Source organism: Occallatibacter sp., from assembly GCF_049802275.1.
Classification (GTDB): Bacteria; Acidobacteriota; Terriglobia; order Terriglobales; family Acidobacteriaceae; genus Telmatobacter.
In genome coordinates, this window is the sequence record NZ_JBARMD010000755.1 from 1 (window position 1) to 14543 (window position 14543).

The following is a 14543-nucleotide window of genomic DNA, read 5'->3' on the forward strand; positions in this document are numbered from 1 at the left end:
AGTTGACGGCAGATGACGATGCGCTGGAGTTGATTGCGAGCTACTCAAGTGGCGATTGCCGCAGCGCCTACAACACGCTGGAAGTGGCGGCACAGCTTGCGCTGGAGCCGAACAGGGCCGTAACCAACCACATCGACAGGGCGCTGGCGACCGAGGCAGTGCAGCAGCGCGTGCTGATGTATGACAAATCGGGCGAGGAACATTACAACCTGATTTCCGCGCTGCACAAGAGCGTGAGAAATTCCGATCCGGATGCGGCGCTGTACTGGCTGGCCCGGATGTTTGCCGCGGGGGAAGATCCGTTGTACCTGGCGCGGCGTGTCGTGCGAATGGCAGTGGAGGATATCGGCCTGGCCGCGCCCGAAGCCCTGAACCTGTGCTTGTCGGCGAAAGAGGCCATCGATTTTCTAGGATCGCCGGAAGGCGACCTGGCGCTGGCGGAAGCCGTTGTCTATCTGTGCCTCGCACCGAAGTCGAATGCGGTGTACACGGCGTATGGAGCAGTGCAGCAGGAGATCGAACATACTCGGCAGGAACCGGTGCCGCTGCATCTGCGTAATGCGCCGACGCGGTTGATGAAGGAACTGGACTACGGCAAGGGCTATCGCTATGCGCACGACGAAGAAGGCAAGGTGGCGGAGATGGATTGCCTGCCCGACTCGCTGAAGGGACGCAGCTACTACAAGCCCACGCAGGAAGGTCGCGAGAAGGCTCTGGCGCAGCGGATGGAAGAGATTCGGCGCATTCGCGCGGGCAAGGTGGCGAAGAGCTGAGAGATTCCCGGGAGATCGAAGTCGTATCGACCTCAAACCATCCTTCAAGAAATCTAATCCATGACGAAATGTCAGCTTTGGAGACGGGATTTCGTCACTGGGTTTCGTCACTTAAAGCATCGTCACTGCCTCTCGGCAAGCGATAACTTCGTAAATCACCTTCTTTCATACATCAGGCGTCGTTGCGCTGCCGCCGCAACTTTGGCCCGCCAGTTGCTGTTTATACGCCTAAGTAAGTAAGCGCGGATGGGTCCGATCCGATCGCGAAACGGAACGCAGGAACCAAGCGTTGCGTAGTAAGCGGAAGGCGATTGAAACGGACTGGAAAAACGCCGACCTGAACCGAAACTGGCGAAGGCGGCAACCGCGGAACGAGCAGTTGACTGGGAGGTTTTTATGTCGCCGAATGGAAATGACTACACATATGTGAAGCAGTTCGAGGGCAATCTTCGCGGCTCTTCCGAACCAGTCCCTGCTCGTTTGAATACGAGCCTGCGGGTAATGTCACCGGAGATGGTACAGGAACTTCTGAAGCTGGATCATCGGTCAAGCGGCGCACCGCTCTACGTATTTGTTCGCCGTGACGGCTTGCCGCTTCATCCCAGTCTGCAGGCTTCAGGACTTCACTACTTCGAGTGGTAGTTATGCATGCCGCTGTCACATTCAATCGCGGTACTTCACCGAGCAGCCGTAAGCGCGTGTGTAAGGCATGGCCACAGGCTTTCCGGCCATCGCCGCAGTGAGCGCGTCGGAGATATAGTTGTCGGCGCCCTGGATGTCTCCGGTATCAGTGGTTGGGCGGTTATCGATGGCGCCTGTGTAAATCAGCTTCCCCTGCGGATCGATGATGAACATGTCGGGCGTAGTTTTCGCATTGTAGAGACGCCCGATTTTGCCCTCGGGATCAAGTAGAGCCGCCGTAGGCGCGGCGTGCATCTTCGCCAGGTAGTCGTTCTCCTGCCCCGGCGTTACATATCCTTCGTGGCCTGGTGCAGAAGAGATGACAGTTAACCAGACGACTCCCTTCCCCGTCCACTCCTTCTGCAGGTTCTGCATATTCCCTGACTCGTAGTGCTTGCGCGTGAATGGGCAGCCCTGGTTGTGCCACTCGAGCACAACATATTTGCCTCTGTATTGGTCGAGCGAATGGGATTTCTCGTGCGAGTCGGTCGCGGAGAAGGCTGGCGCTGGCGCATTGACGCGGGCGCTCTGTGCGATTGCCGCAACGGGAATCAGAGAAAGCAAAGCGGCAGCGAAGGTGGCAAATTGAGAGCGGAGACGCATGAAGGAACCTCCTGAGGGGAAATGTCAGAAGGTGAGCCCGGGTGCGGGCCGGGATCTCACTACTTAATTGGACGAAGAGGCGGAAGTTTGTGTTGTGCCGCGCGTCAACTGGGAGATGGCATTCGTCACAATTCCGGGGGTGAGGACTTCGGGGAGAATCCGTGGGCTCTTTTCTCCGGGGACATAAAGCACATAAGTTGGCACGCCGCTTCTGCCGAGCGAGGTCAGCGTCTGCGTGATGGAGTCGTCATACCGGGTCCAGTCGGCGCGGAGCAGGACGACGTTATTGTCGGCAAAAGCTTTCTGAACCTCCGGTTTGCCGAGTGCTACGCGCTCGTTGACCTGGCAGGAGAGGCACCAGTTCGCGGTGAAGTCGACGAAGACCGGACGGCCCTGGGATTGATAACGAGCGACGGCTCCGGCGGACCACGGCTGCCACGCGCGAGAGCTTTCGACTGGATTCGGTGTCTCGGTTGCGACAATCAGTTGTTTCGATGCAATAACCGAGAGAACTACCACGAAGAGAAGAAGCACGCCAGCGATTGCTGTGGACCAACTTTTTGTGGGCCAGCGGCCCAGGAACCATCCGGCGATCGCGAGGAGCAAGAAGCTGGCAAGCAAAGCTGCGAGAACTGCCGCGCCGTAAGCATTGGCAAGAACCCACGCGAGCCCGATGACGGTAGCGAAGATTGGAATCGAGACAGCCTGCTTGAGGACTTCCATCCATGCGCCCGGGCGCGGCAGGATGCGTGTCCATGCGGGCTGCAGAGTGAGCGCGACGTAGGGTGCGGCGAGACCGAGAGCAAGCGCGGTGAAGATGGCGAAGGTGACGGCGGCTGATTGTGCGAGAGCGTAGCCGAGGGCGACTCCCATGAATGGAGCGGTGCATGGAGTGGCGACGATTACGGCGAGAACCCCGGTGAAGAAGCTACCGGTGTAGCCCTGCTTCTGCGCCAGCGATCCGCCTGCGCTTGTCAACGTGAGGCCGATTTCAAACTGGCCGGCAAGGGAGAGGCCGAGGAAGAAAAGCAGCGCCGCCATCAGCGAAAGAAATATGGGCGACTGGAACTGGAATCCCCATCCGAGATGCGAGCCAGCAGAGCGGAGTCCAAGCAACACCGCTACCAATACCCAGAAGGAAACCAGAATCCCGGCCGCGTAAACGAAGCCGTGGGTGCGCAGCTTATGCCTCTCCTCCCCTCCCGACTGCACCAGCGACAAACCTTTGATGAAGAGCACGGGAAAAACGCACGGCATCAGGTTGAGGATGAGTCCGCCGAGGAACGCGAGGCCGGCAGCCTGCAGTAGGCCGATGGTAGCGGGGTTAGGGGTGTTAGCGGAGCTAGCGGGGCTAGTCGAAGTTGGGTTGGTGCTCACGGCTGGCGCGGGTGATTCCGATGGAGCCGGCTTCGCTAGTTTCGGGGCGCCGGACGGAACGATCAGTTCATAGGCGCGGCCGCCGGAGAGCTGGAGAAGGCCTTGCAACTGTTTAGGATTGGCGGCGAGGCTTTCGTCTTTCTTGAGATCGAGAGTGAGGCCGTTCGCTGTTGGTTTGGCAACCTGCGGTGCAGGGTTCGACAGAATGTCTGGCTCCGCGGGGAAAAACGATGCATCCGTTTCGCGCTGGCCGGTAACAACGGTCAGGCGAAACCCGCCGGCTGCGGGCGTGAATCCGACTTTGAGATTTGTAGGCAACGGCAGCGGGAGTTTGTTGGCGAGGCGAGCCCATATGTCCTGATCGGGTTGGACGTTTCCCGCACCGCCGGAGGCAATCGGGCGGGTGAGGTCGAGCTCGGTCTTTTCGGGGATGCAGCTTCCGCGACAGACGAGCCAGTCAACCTTGGCGTGAAGCGTTGCCGGGCCGGAGGGTGCTCCGCCGGTGACATTGAGTTGAATTGGAAAGAGCACTTCGTCTTCGTAGCCGAAGTCCATCAAGGGACCGAGGGGAAGACGCCTGGGGATGGGAAACTGAAGCGGGCCGGCGGTGATTCCCTGCGGCAGCGTCCACTTGATGTGGGGCGGCTCGCCGGCGTCGCCGGGGTTTTTCCAGTAGACGTGCCAGCCGGGTTCAAGCTTGAAGTAAAGGCCGGCGTTGTTGGCGGTGCCGGATTTGAGTTGCGCGTCGGGGCTGATGAGCTGCACGTGAACATGGGGCAGGTCGGCGGAGCTGGAGGCAGCGAATGCGGAAACGGCCGCGGTGAGCAGGGTGCCAAGCGCGAGGATGGGGCGGAGTCTCATTCTGAGAAGGGGATTACCAGTCCATTAGACGCGTGGCGAAATACATTGGTCGCGAAAAGCGGCTGGGTTGGCCCATTGGTTTCCCACCTTGCGTCGCAAGGATGGCACCCAGGGTCTGTGCGAGTGTGGGTAATCACGAGCTAGCCCACCCTTTGCGCGTGTTCGCGGAATATGCATGCATTCTGGACGCACTTCACACCGGCACTTCGCGCGCGAGCGACGGCCTTGTCGTTGATTACGTCCTCCTGAAGCCAGAGGTACGGGATGCCAAGACGGACGACGTCTTCAACGATAGGTGGAACGTTTTCTGAGGAACGGAAGACATCCACGAGATCGATGCCTTTGGGGTAGTCCTTTTTGGCTGCTTCATGCGCGGACTCGATATCGGGGTAGCACTTGAGGCCGAGCACTTCAGTGAGCGCGGGGTTCACGGGGAAGACGTGATATCCCTGCATCACCAGGTAGCGGCCGATGTTGTGGCTGGCACGCCAGGCCTTGTCGCTCATGCCAACAACCGCGATGGTCTGCGCAGTGCGGAGCATTTCGTTGATGATGGCAGGGTCATTCATTTCTTAGCTTCTAGCTTCTGGCTCCTAGCTTCTAGCTGAAAGCTATCAGCTTTCAGTTCTCAGCTGTGATTTGCGAGCCGCTCAGCGTTTTACACGTCCAATTCGTCTTCAGGCCCGGCGGAGACTGCGGTGCCGCGGCGCTTGGCCAGGAGATATCCGCGAAGGAATGGCTCGAGATAGCCGTCGAGCACCTTGTCCACGTCGCCGACTTCTACCTTGGTGCGGTGGTCCTTGGCGATGCGATAAGGCTGAAGGACGTAAGAACGGATCTGCGAGCCGAAGTTGATTTCAAGCTTGGAGTCTTCGACTTTCTTGCTTACGGCACGCTTCTTTTCGAGCTCGTATTCATAAAGACGCGAGCGCAACATCTTCATCGCCTTCTCGCGATTCTTGTGCTGCGAACGCTCGTTCTGGCATTGCACTACGATTCCCGTAGGCAAGTGGGTCATGCGCACGGCGGAGTCGGTAGTGTTCACGTGCTGGCCGCCTTTGCCGCCGGAGCGATACGTATCAATGCGGAGGTCTTCGACCTTGAGATCGACGTTGATGGTCTCGTCAATTTCGGGCGAGACATACACCGATGCGAAGGAAGTGTGACGACGCTTGGCAGAATCGAACGGCGAGATGCGCACGAGGCGATGGACGCCGCTTTCTCCGGCGAGCTGGCCGAAGGCATATTCGCCCATGATCGTGAAGGTTGCCGACTTGATTCCGGCTTCTTCGCCATCCTGGTAGTCGTTCATTTCGGTTTTGAAGCCCTGCTGCTCGGCCCATCGCAGGTACATGCGCAACAACATCTCAGCCCAGTCCTGGCTCTCGGTGCCCCCGGCTCCGGGGTGCACGGTGACGATGGCGTTGAGCGGGTCCGCCTCTCCTGAAAGCATCGTCCGGGCTTCCAGCTCTTCCGTAAAGGTGGCGAGGGACTTGATGTCGCGTTCAAGATCAGCTAGAACGTCTTCGCCTTCTTTGGCCAGTTCGAAGTAGGCGTCGATATCGCCAGTGCGGCGGACAAGTTCGTCATCGTCGGCGATGAGCGTTTCAAGGCGCTTGCGATCGCGCATAATGGGCTTGCTGGCAGCAGAGTTCGACCACATTGCCGGGTCGGCAAGCTTCGTTTCGATGTCCGTTAATTCCCTGCGGAGGCGGGCAGGGTCAAAGATACTCCCGCAGGTCGCGGACTTGATCGCGCACCGGAGCGTAGGCGTATTCGAGATCAGTTAATGCCATGCTTTGCTCTCAGAACCTGACTTTGTTAGCAAGTTGGCGAGTCAACCGGCCGCGCGAGCGACCTGCGACTGCACTAAGGCAAGTATAGCGGAGACAGCGGGGTCAGAGAGACTCGTTTGAGGTGCCGGCTCGGCTCGCTATCCGCCTGATTTCAGTCTTCAGAGACCAAGCGAGAACGATGATCGAAAGCAGTACGCACAACCAGGCGAAGAGGTCGCCGTGGTCCGTGTAGAAGGTGACATCGTCGCGGAATCCGTATTGGGCGGGAAGAGCGTCAACCTGGTGGCGCGGGATGCTCTGGCGTACCCGGCCGTAAGGGTCAATGGCTGCGGTGACGCCGTTGTTGGTGGCTCGCAGAAGCCAGCGCCGATTTTCGATGGCGCGCATGCGAGCCATGTTGAGATGCTGCCAGGGGGCGCTGGTGTCCCCGTACCAGCCGTCGTCGCTGATGTTAACCAGAACTTCAGCGCCGAGTTGGGCGAAGTGGCGGACCTCGTCGGCGAAGACAGCTTCGTAGCAGATGAAGACTCCGTAGCGATGGCCATTGAGGCGGAAGGTCGTGCGCTCAGTGCCTCGCGAAAACGACGAAACGCGGCCGGTGAGCTTGTGAGCAAACGTGAGGTACTGCTGGAAGGGAATGTATTCGCCGAAGGGGACGAGGTGAATCTTGTCGTAGCGGCCGACGAGACCACCCGCGTTGTCGATCACGAGGGCCGAGTTATAGTAGGCCGTTTCCTGACCGTCGTTGTTGTAATCTTCGCCGATATTGCCTACTACCAGCGGAGCATCGACCAATTTAGCAACCCCGGCAAGTGAATTCCGAAAACGCGCATCGGATTGGGTAAAAGGCGCCGGCGATTCTGGCCAGACGACGAGATCTGGGTGGGTAGGATAGGGCGGGCAAACGATTTCGCCGTTCGGCGCACCGGTTTGCGGAATACCTGCGATATAGGTCTTGCATTGCTCGCTGGCGAGGTGCGTGATGTCGGCAAAGTGTTTCTCCCATTCGCCAGGACCAACCCAATCGTTGTCGCCACCTACGTCAAGGTTGGGCTGGATGAGGACGGCGGAGGCGGAGGTTGACTGCCTCGCTGGTTGATAGGTGATTCCGGCAAAACCTGTGAGCAGTAAGATTGTGCCTGCTGCGCTCCAGGCCCATCTGCGGCTCTTGCCCTGCGGAATCATGCCGTACGCGATAAGTGCATTCACAGCCACAAGGACGAGGCTGATTCCATAAACACCGGTCCACGGGGCGAGTTGGCTAACAGCGCCGTTATCGACCTGCGAGTACCCGAGCTGATCCCACGGAACGCTGGTGATGCGCGCGGCGGCCAGATCGAGCGCAACCCACAGAAAAGGCGCGGCAGCAAGCGCAAATCTTGTCTTGCAAGTCGAACGGCGAACCAGCATCAATCCCAGACCGAACAGACCGAAATAAAGACCGAGGACAAGGCTGAAGGCGATCAGCAGCAGGATCGGCGCCGCCGCCGGCATATCGCCGTAATGCATCATGGTGTCGCGTATCCAGTAGCAATTGCCCATGTACCAGAGCACGCCGCAGAGATAGGAGATCAAAAAGGCGCGGCGGAAGGGATGAGGACGGTCAACAGTGGCAGGATTGAGAATTGCCCATAGCAGCGGGGCCAAGCCGAACCACGCAAAGATGCTGCGCCAGGGCGGCATGGGGCCAGCCAGCGGGAACGGGAGTTCCAGCAAAGCTGCAGACAAAACTGCCGCAGCCCACATCTTCATTGAATCCCAGCGCATACAGGGTGGAGTTTAATGCATCGGGCTGCGCCAGGGTTATTTGAGGCAGTGCGAATGAAACCAACGGAGTCTTGCAATGAGCAGGCCATAGCTTTAGGAATTCCTTACGAAAAAATCGTTAGGATCGAGGCATGGCTTTAGCTGTGTTCGCAATAAAACTCCTGGAATTGATGTTCTTTGTCGGTCTTGCGGGATCAGCGATTGTGGTTTTGATCAGCTTCGTTGAAGACTTTAAAGAGCTGTTCGGGGAAGATTAAGAATCTCCGCTCCATTTTTCACCCTATTTACAAGCATTTCCGTTTAGTTGTTGACTGGTACTCCGTCCAGCACTAAACTCAGCCAAGGGCGAACGGACAAAGGCCCTTTTGGACTCTGAGCGACAGAAAGACTTTGCTGGCGCGATAAGTAATGGCATCCACTAGAACGACCGTAGCCCCACCGTCAGACCGCGTCCGGCTCATCGTGGCATCCTCCGTGATGCTCACGTTCATCTCCTTCTGGCGTGCGGCCGCCATCGTCCTCAATGACTTAGGCTCATCGGCTTTCTACGCAGGCGGCATTGCCGAGCAGGCTGTGGGCGCTGCTGCACCTTGGTTCATTCTCGGCATCATGCTGTTCAGCTTTGCCGTACGCGCAGTGTACGTCGAAAGCTGCTCCATGTTCACGCGCGGTGGCGTTTATCGCGTGGTGAAGGAAGCACTTGGCGGCACATTCGCAAAGCTCAGCGTTTCCGCGCTGATGTTTGACTACATCCTCACTGGGCCGATCTCCGGCGTATCTGCGGGACAATACATCACCGGCCTGATGAACGAACTGATGGTGGTGGCCAACAACAGCCACTGGCTGCCCCCTGCGCTGCTGGAGCACGGCCAGCCTTTCCAGTTCGACATGAATTACACCTCCGCGGTGTTCGCGGCGGCCGTCACCATTTATTACTGGTGGCAAAACATCAAGGGCATCGAGGAGTCGAGCGACAAAGCGCTGCGCGTCATGCAGATCACCACCATCATGGTGATCATCCTGTTCATCTGGGGCGCGTATTCGGTGCTGATCAGAGGCGTGCATCTGCCACCTCCACCGACGCCGTCCAACTTGAAATTCAGCTCAGATTCTCTCGGTTTCCTGAAGAACTCGGGCTTGCCCATTTTTGGCCTCTTCGGAATCATCATGGCGTTCGGACACTCCATCCTGGCCATGAGCGGCGAGGAGAGTCTTGCCCAGGTCAACCGCGAGATTCAGCATCCGAAGCTGAAGAACCTGAAGCGCGCAGCGATCGTGATTGCGATCTATAGCCTCGTCTTTACGGGCGGAGCAACGCTGTTGGCATCGATGCTGATTCCGGACGCGCCAAGGACCCAGATTTACCAGAACAACCTGATTGCCGGACTCGCGATGTACATGGTCGGCCCGATGTTCTGGCGCGTGGCATTCCGAATTTTCGTGGTGTTTGTCGGATTTTTGATTCTTTCGGGCGCGATCAACACGTCGATGATTGGATCGACCGGCGTGCTGATGCGTGTGGCGGAAGACGGCGTGCTCACGGATTGGTTTCGTAAGCCGCACCCCAAGTTCGGCACCAGCCATCGCATTGTAAACCTCGTGTTCGCCCTGCAGATGTTCACGATTATCGCCACGCGCGGCAACGTCATCACCCTGGGTGAAGCGTATGCATTCGGCGTGATCTGGTCGTTCACTTTCAATAGCCTCGCCATGCTTGTGCTTCGCTGGAAGTACCACGGCGAACGCGGCTGGAAGGTTCCGCCGAATATCAAGATAGGAAAAACCGAGATACCCGTGGGGCTGTTCTGCGTCTTCCTGGTGCTGCTATCCACGGCGATTACAAATTTGTTCACGAAGTCGATCGCAACGGTCAGCGGCATTATTTTCGCCGCAGCGTTCTTCGTCATCTTCACCGTGTCAGAGCGCGCGAACCTGCGCAAGCATGCTCTGACTGCGCGGCAGATGCGGGATCATTTCCAGTTGGAGCACCAGGACACGATCAGCCGCGAGTCGGTTGCGCTTCGTCCGGGCGGCATCATGGTGACGATGCGCGATTCGAACAACCCTGTTGCGTTGAAATGGGTGCTGGCTCGAACCAAGACGGAAGATCGCGACGTGGTGGTGATTAGCGTGCGCATGATGGGCGCAGGCGGACCGGAGTATCTGAGTGCCGAGGAACAAAGCTTCAGCGAGCACGAGCAGATGCTGTTTACCAAGGCTGTCTCCGTGGCGGAAAGTTTCGGCAAGAAGGTCTCGCTGCTTGTCGTTCCCGCCGGTGATGTTTTTGCAGCGCTGGTGCAGGGCGCTAACTCACTTGAAGTGGATTCAGTGGTTTCAGGCCAATCAACTTCGATGACGGCGGAGGACCAGGCATTTCACCTGGGCCAGGCGTGGGAGGCACTTCCGGAACCGAAACGCCAATTCAATTTCTACGTGGTGGGTGCGGACGGCGAGACGAAGGTGTTCTACATCGGGCCGCATGCACCGACACTTGGTCCGGATGACGTGCAGCTTGTGCACCGTCTATGGCTGAATATGCGGCGCGATCCATCGGTGCAGGACCTGCATCACAGCGACATCATCACTTACGCGCTGACGCGGCTAGCCGGCCAGTATGCGCGAGAGAAGGTAGAGATCCTGCGCGATCTGCGGAATTATCGCGCTTCGGAGTCTCCCACACTTCGAATAGGTGGGCAGGATCTGACTGGAGTTGCTTCGCCATCTGGCGCTCACGACCAGGCGCAGCAGCCAAACAAACCTCCCCGAGGGGTTTGATTCCGATTGCGTTATCTCCCGCGAGTATTACGTTCAGTCCCGCCAGTATTGAGCGCCCCAGTAATCAAGAGTAACCAGCGATCGACTTACTGCTTATGCGGTTCGAGTTTGAATTCTCCTGCGCGACGTTACTTTAGGGCAACCAAAAGCATGTAAATGAGGCTGATTACGGCTGGAAATTGGTCCTCTTTTCCAATAAATCAGGACGGACAAGCTAATTAGGGAAGTTAGAGCAATTAGCCGTGGAGTTAGTTGACCAAAGTCAGGTCCGGTTACTCTTTTTCGTTTGTCAAAGCTTTGACAATTAGATATGGTCTCTTCTCAGAAACCTCAATTTCATCGATGGTGAGAGTCTACGCGCATCCTGCGCCCGGCTCGTTAAAGGAGGCATGGTGGGAGTCGCAGAGATACTGTTACAGATTGATCGTGAGATTGCACAATTGCAGCGGGCGAGAGCATTGCTCAATGGCGGTGCCGTCAAGAGTTCGAGTAAGCCGGCTGCCAAAGCACCCAGAAAAGCCCGCAAGAAGAAACGGAACCTTACACCGGAAGGCCGGAAGCGGATCGCTGAAGCAGTGAGGCGTCGTTGGGAAAAACAGAGGAAGGCATCGGGAGGGAAATAGCCTGCCTGCCGAAACGGCTGGGGAACCCCAGCCGTTTTGCTTATAGATCCCTCTTTGACTAGATAGACTCTCCGGGCGCGATCCGGATAACTTCGATGGAACCCTTCAGATGTTCGGCCAGTTGATCCGGTGTTCCAGCCAGCGGCGGAAACGTCCCGAAGTGAATCGGCAGGATCGCCTTCGGTTCCAGAAATTGCGCCGCCAGCGCAGCTTCCTTTGGTCCCATGGTGTAGAAACCGCCGATGGGAAGCATCGCAATCTCCGGATGATAGAGATCCTTGATCAGCTTCATGTCACTGAAGACTGTGGTGTCTCCGGCATGATAGAGGACGGGTCCATCGGTAATCGTCAGCACGAAGCCGGCTGCGATCCCGGCGTATTGCGTGCCGTTCTTCCCTTCGACGCCGGAAGAGTGCTTGGCCTCTACCATCGTGACCGCCACATCTTCTAACTGGACGGTCCCACCGATGTTCATTCCGGTAATGTTCTCAGCTCCCTCTTTGTTGACGAAGGCAGCGAGTTCATAGATTGCGACGACATTGGATTTGTGTTTCTTCGCGACTGGAACAGCGTCCGACATGTGATCGCCATGACCGTGCGTCAGCAGGATGAAATCAATCTTCTCGGGTAACGCGAAGCCTTTGGGGTATTTGGGATTGTGCTGGATGAAGGGATCGATGAGGATGTTTGTCCCTTTTGCAGTCTGGACGAGCACCGTGGCGTGTCCAAGCCACGTGATGCGTGTGCCTTTCAAGGAATTCATAGTCGCTCCAGTTGGGGATATCTCACGAAGAGAGCAGATGATTGGATGCGATAGAGCGCAGTTGGATTGCCATTAATTACCACCCAGCGACGCGGACCTGTCGCTGGCGACCCCGGCTTACCACCCCGGCTCATCGCGTGATGATTACTTCGGAAATGCTGTCCTTGGCCAGAAACTGGCGAAAGCCCGACCACTGATGGAAGAGGTCCTGAATAATGCGATTGGTGAAGACGCGCTGTATTGGAAAAGGCTGAGCAAGCTGCATTTCCACGGTATCGCTCTCGGTGATATGGAAACGGCAGTGCGCGGATTCTTCGGGCTGCTTTCGTGTATGAAAAAAGGCGAGGACCTGGCCGCCCGCGTTCAGCGACGCGTGCAGATGGCCGACAACGGCCGGCACGAACGGTTCGGGAATGTAATCGAGGGCAGTCCACAGCAACACGACGTCATACATCTTCCCGCCGAAATCGAGAGTCTGTTTGAGATAAGCATCGGTGTCATAGACTGGCTTGTCGTCTTCGTCGACACCCTTTTGCCAGGCGCCCGTGCAAGCCTCGGTGGCCAGGTCAGTGAGAAATACGCTGTGCCCGAGGCTCGTGAGGTAATTGATATTGGTCGGCGATGTGGCGCCAGAGTCGATGATGCGGAGGCCGGGTTCGGCTTGCAGCCGTTTGCGCAACGCTGCCCATCCTCCCGAATGTCGCGGAATACGGGGCCCGGTCGCGCCCGAACCGGTGGATTGGGCGCTTTCCTTTTTGTCGAACCAACTGCGAATCACTTTGGAATCCCCTCGGGATGAAAGGCATGCAACCGGGCGGCGCCCGGTCGGACGCCGATGCTACGCATTCGTTGCGGGGGCGGCTTCAGGCGTCTTGGCGCCCTGGCTCAGATCGACTTTACCGCGAAATACGGCATTGTCTTCGACTGCGAGGCGCAGCGCGCGCACGTCGCCTTCCACCACGCAACCGGAACGCAACTCCAGTCGGCCACTGGCCACGATGTTACCCTGGACCTGTCCCTGAATCAAAATATCCCGCGCCGTAAGATCGGCGGCGACGTTCGCACTTGGGCCGATAGTGAGTCGGCTCTCCGTCAGAGTCACGGTTCCTTCGACTCGCCCGTCGATGATCAGGTCTTCCCCGCCCTTCACTTCACCGCGGATGATGACAGACTTGCCAATCCGAGCAGAGCCATTTTCGGTCGCCATGGATCAATTTCCTTCCCAATTCATTTAATTCGACCGGCGCCAAAAAGACGCCTATCTGTCGTGGAATCATTCGGAGTCAGGGCGGCCGGGATGATGCCGGTTGGATCCCTGAAAAGACACGAAAGTCCCTAATCGAACTATAGCATCGGTGTCGAACCCTTCAATTCAATAAACCGAAGCCGATTGACCGGCGTCCAAACTAAAGGAACGTTGAGAAGGGCCGAACTGAAAGGCGATAAACTGGTGATAGTGCGCCTGCTCGCTTTGTTCATTCTAATTTTGCCCCTGGCTGCAGTCGGCCAAGGGGTGGCCCTGCATGACGACGATGCGCTGGTGAAGCGAGCGCTGACGAACGAGGTTCGCGCTGCAGAAGATCAGCGGCATCCGATGCGCTATTGCTTGCACAAGTCCAGTCCGCGACTCACTTCTACCAAGGAAATCTTTGAGACCAAAGACGGTGCAGTGGCTCGGCTTATCGCTGTCAACGACTCACCCTTGAGTGCGGGAGACGAAGAGAAGGAACATACCAGACTCGCCACGCTGCTGAGCGATCCAGAGCAGCAACACCACCGGAAGGAAACGCAGGATGAAGACACCGCACGAGCGATGAAGATACTGCGGGCTCTTCCAAACGCATTTTTATATGAGTTTGCGGGTACCGGAACAGGTCCCAAGAGGGCGGTGCTGAAGTTCACATTCAAACCCAACCCGAAATTTGATTCGCCTGATCTTGAAACACAGCTTTTGATGCAAATGACCGGCGAAATCTGGATCGATGTCGCCCAGGAGCGTGTGGTTAGGCTCGAGGGCCACCTTACGAGGGACGCGAATCTTGCCTGGGGAATTCTGGCACGGCTCAACAAGGGCGGATGGATCTTGATTGAACAGGCGGATGTTGGCGATCATCAGTGGCGCATTGTGCACTTCAAAATGGCGATGACAGGGCGCGTGCTATTCATGGCCAAGGTCTTCGATACGACTGAAGATACGAGTCGGTTTGCGCCCCTACCCCTTGGCTTGAGTTATAAGCAGGCCATCCAGATGGCAGAATCCGAGGATCTAAATACAAGCCAGGGAACGAACGCGCAGACTAACCGATAACTCAGCGGAAACGAAAAGCGGGTCCGTCAAAACTCGACGGACCCGCTTTCTTGTCTGTGTGTCCGGCTCTACTTTACCTTGAGCAGGATGATGACCAGGGTAAACAGGGTGAGGGACTCGATGAGGGCGAGGCCGAGGATCAGGAAGATCATCAAGCCGCCACGCGCGCCGGGGTTGCGAGCAAGCGCTTCGCAAGCCGAAGCTGTGGCCTTACCC

The 14543-nt window shown here is 57.4% G+C and carries 13 protein-coding genes; 4 read left to right on the forward strand and 9 right to left on the reverse strand.

Features of this window, described 5'->3' with window-relative positions; all coding sequences use genetic code 11:
• Together WA354_RS25310 and WA354_RS25315 are read left to right on the forward strand one after the other, a co-directional pair.
• Positions 1–773 (forward strand): AAA family ATPase (locus WA354_RS25310; protein ID WP_472815808.1); only part of this gene is annotated, 773 nt, incomplete at its 5' end.
• A 396-nt stretch (positions 774–1169) separates the two neighbouring features.
• The gene (locus tag WA354_RS25315; protein ID WP_472815809.1) at positions 1170–1415 is read left to right on the forward strand and encodes a hypothetical protein; all 246 of its coding nucleotides are present in this window, start codon (positions 1170–1172) and stop codon (positions 1413–1415) included.
• 21 nt (positions 1416–1436) lie between these two features.
• Here WA354_RS25315 and WA354_RS25320 read toward each other — a convergent pair whose 3' ends face one another.
• From WA354_RS25320 to lnt, 5 genes are all read right to left on the reverse strand, one after another.
• Positions 1437–2057 carry a redoxin domain-containing protein gene (locus tag WA354_RS25320; protein ID WP_472815810.1) on the reverse strand — a complete coding sequence of 207 codons (621 nt, stop codon included), beginning with the start codon at positions 2055–2057 and terminating at the stop codon, positions 1437–1439.
• A 63-nt stretch (positions 2058–2120) separates the two neighbouring features.
• Positions 2121–4295: a protein-disulfide reductase DsbD family protein gene (locus WA354_RS25325; RefSeq protein ID WP_472815811.1), complete on the reverse strand. Its 2175-nt coding sequence runs from the start codon at positions 4293–4295 to the stop codon at positions 2121–2123.
• A gap of 140 nt (positions 4296–4435) precedes the next feature.
• Entirely contained in the window at positions 4436–4864 is a 429-nt protein-coding gene (locus tag WA354_RS25330) for a CoA-binding protein (RefSeq protein ID WP_472815812.1), read from the reverse strand.
• Positions 4865–4953: 89 nt separating this feature from the next.
• Positions 4954–6091, reverse strand: a protein-coding gene (prfB, locus tag WA354_RS25335) for a peptide chain release factor 2 (RefSeq protein WP_472815813.1) whose coding sequence is annotated in 2 segments (ribosomal slippage) — positions 4954–6018 and positions 6020–6091 — 1137 coding nt in all. Because the reading frame shifts where the segments join, the coding sequence is not laid out codon by codon here.
• A 102-nt stretch (positions 6092–6193) separates the two neighbouring features.
• Positions 6194–7843, reverse strand: coding sequence for an apolipoprotein N-acyltransferase (gene lnt / locus WA354_RS25340; protein ID WP_472815814.1), 1650 nt, complete (start codon positions 7841–7843; stop codon positions 6194–6196).
• A 423-nt stretch (positions 7844–8266) separates the two neighbouring features.
• Between lnt and WA354_RS25345 the strand changes: the two genes are divergently transcribed.
• Positions 8267–10633 carry an amino acid permease gene (locus WA354_RS25345; RefSeq protein ID WP_472815815.1) on the forward strand — a complete coding sequence of 789 codons (2367 nt, stop codon included), beginning with the start codon at positions 8267–8269 and terminating at the stop codon, positions 10631–10633.
• Between the two features lie 681 nt (positions 10634–11314).
• On the opposite strand, the gene WA354_RS25350 is transcribed toward WA354_RS25345, so the two are convergent.
• The 3 genes from WA354_RS25350 to WA354_RS25360 all read right to left on the reverse strand — a co-directional run bounded on the left by WA354_RS25350 (position 11315) and on the right by WA354_RS25360 (position 13226).
• The gene (locus WA354_RS25350; RefSeq protein ID WP_472815816.1) at positions 11315–12019 is read right to left on the reverse strand and encodes a metal-dependent hydrolase; all 705 of its coding nucleotides are present in this window, start codon (positions 12017–12019) and stop codon (positions 11315–11317) included.
• 130 nt (positions 12020–12149) lie between these two features.
• Positions 12150–12797, reverse strand: a complete 648-nt coding sequence (locus WA354_RS25355) for a methyltransferase domain-containing protein (RefSeq protein ID WP_472815817.1) — start codon at positions 12795–12797, stop codon at positions 12150–12152.
• Positions 12798–12857: 60 nt separating this feature from the next.
• Entirely contained in the window at positions 12858–13226 is a 369-nt protein-coding gene (locus tag WA354_RS25360; protein WP_472815818.1) for a bactofilin family protein, read from the reverse strand.
• A gap of 210 nt (positions 13227–13436) precedes the next feature.
• On the opposite strand from WA354_RS25360, the gene WA354_RS25365 reads away from it, so the two are divergent.
• Positions 13437–14327 (forward strand): hypothetical protein, encoded by an 891-nt coding sequence (locus WA354_RS25365; protein ID WP_472815819.1) that lies wholly within the window; start codon positions 13437–13439, stop codon positions 14325–14327.
• Between the two features lie 68 nt (positions 14328–14395).
• On the opposite strand, the gene WA354_RS25370 is transcribed toward WA354_RS25365, so the two are convergent.
• The coding region (locus WA354_RS25370) for an ATP synthase F0 subunit C (protein ID WP_472815820.1) at positions 14396–14543 on the reverse strand (148 nt) is incomplete at its 5' end.

Coding starts and splice junctions, on each gene's coding strand:
- WA354_RS25315 (WP_472815809.1), top strand. CDS start 1,170: ATGTCGCCGAATGGAAATGACTACACATATGTGAAGCAGTTCGAGGGC.
- WA354_RS25320 (WP_472815810.1), bottom strand. CDS start 2,057: ATGCGTCTCCGCTCTCAATTTGCCACCTTCGCTGCCGCTTTGCTTTCT.
- WA354_RS25325 (WP_472815811.1), bottom strand. CDS start 4,295: ATGAGACTCCGCCCCATCCTCGCGCTTGGCACCCTGCTCACCGCGGCC.
- WA354_RS25330 (WP_472815812.1), bottom strand. CDS start 4,864: ATGAATGACCCTGCCATCATCAACGAAATGCTCCGCACTGCGCAGACC.
- lnt (WP_472815814.1), bottom strand. CDS start 7,843: ATGAAGATGTGGGCTGCGGCAGTTTTGTCTGCAGCTTTGCTGGAACTC.
- WA354_RS25345 (WP_472815815.1), top strand. CDS start 8,267: ATGGCATCCACTAGAACGACCGTAGCCCCACCGTCAGACCGCGTCCGG.
- WA354_RS25350 (WP_472815816.1), bottom strand. CDS start 12,019: ATGAATTCCTTGAAAGGCACACGCATCACGTGGCTTGGACACGCCACG.
- WA354_RS25360 (WP_472815818.1), bottom strand. CDS start 13,226: ATGGCGACCGAAAATGGCTCTGCTCGGATTGGCAAGTCTGTCATCATC.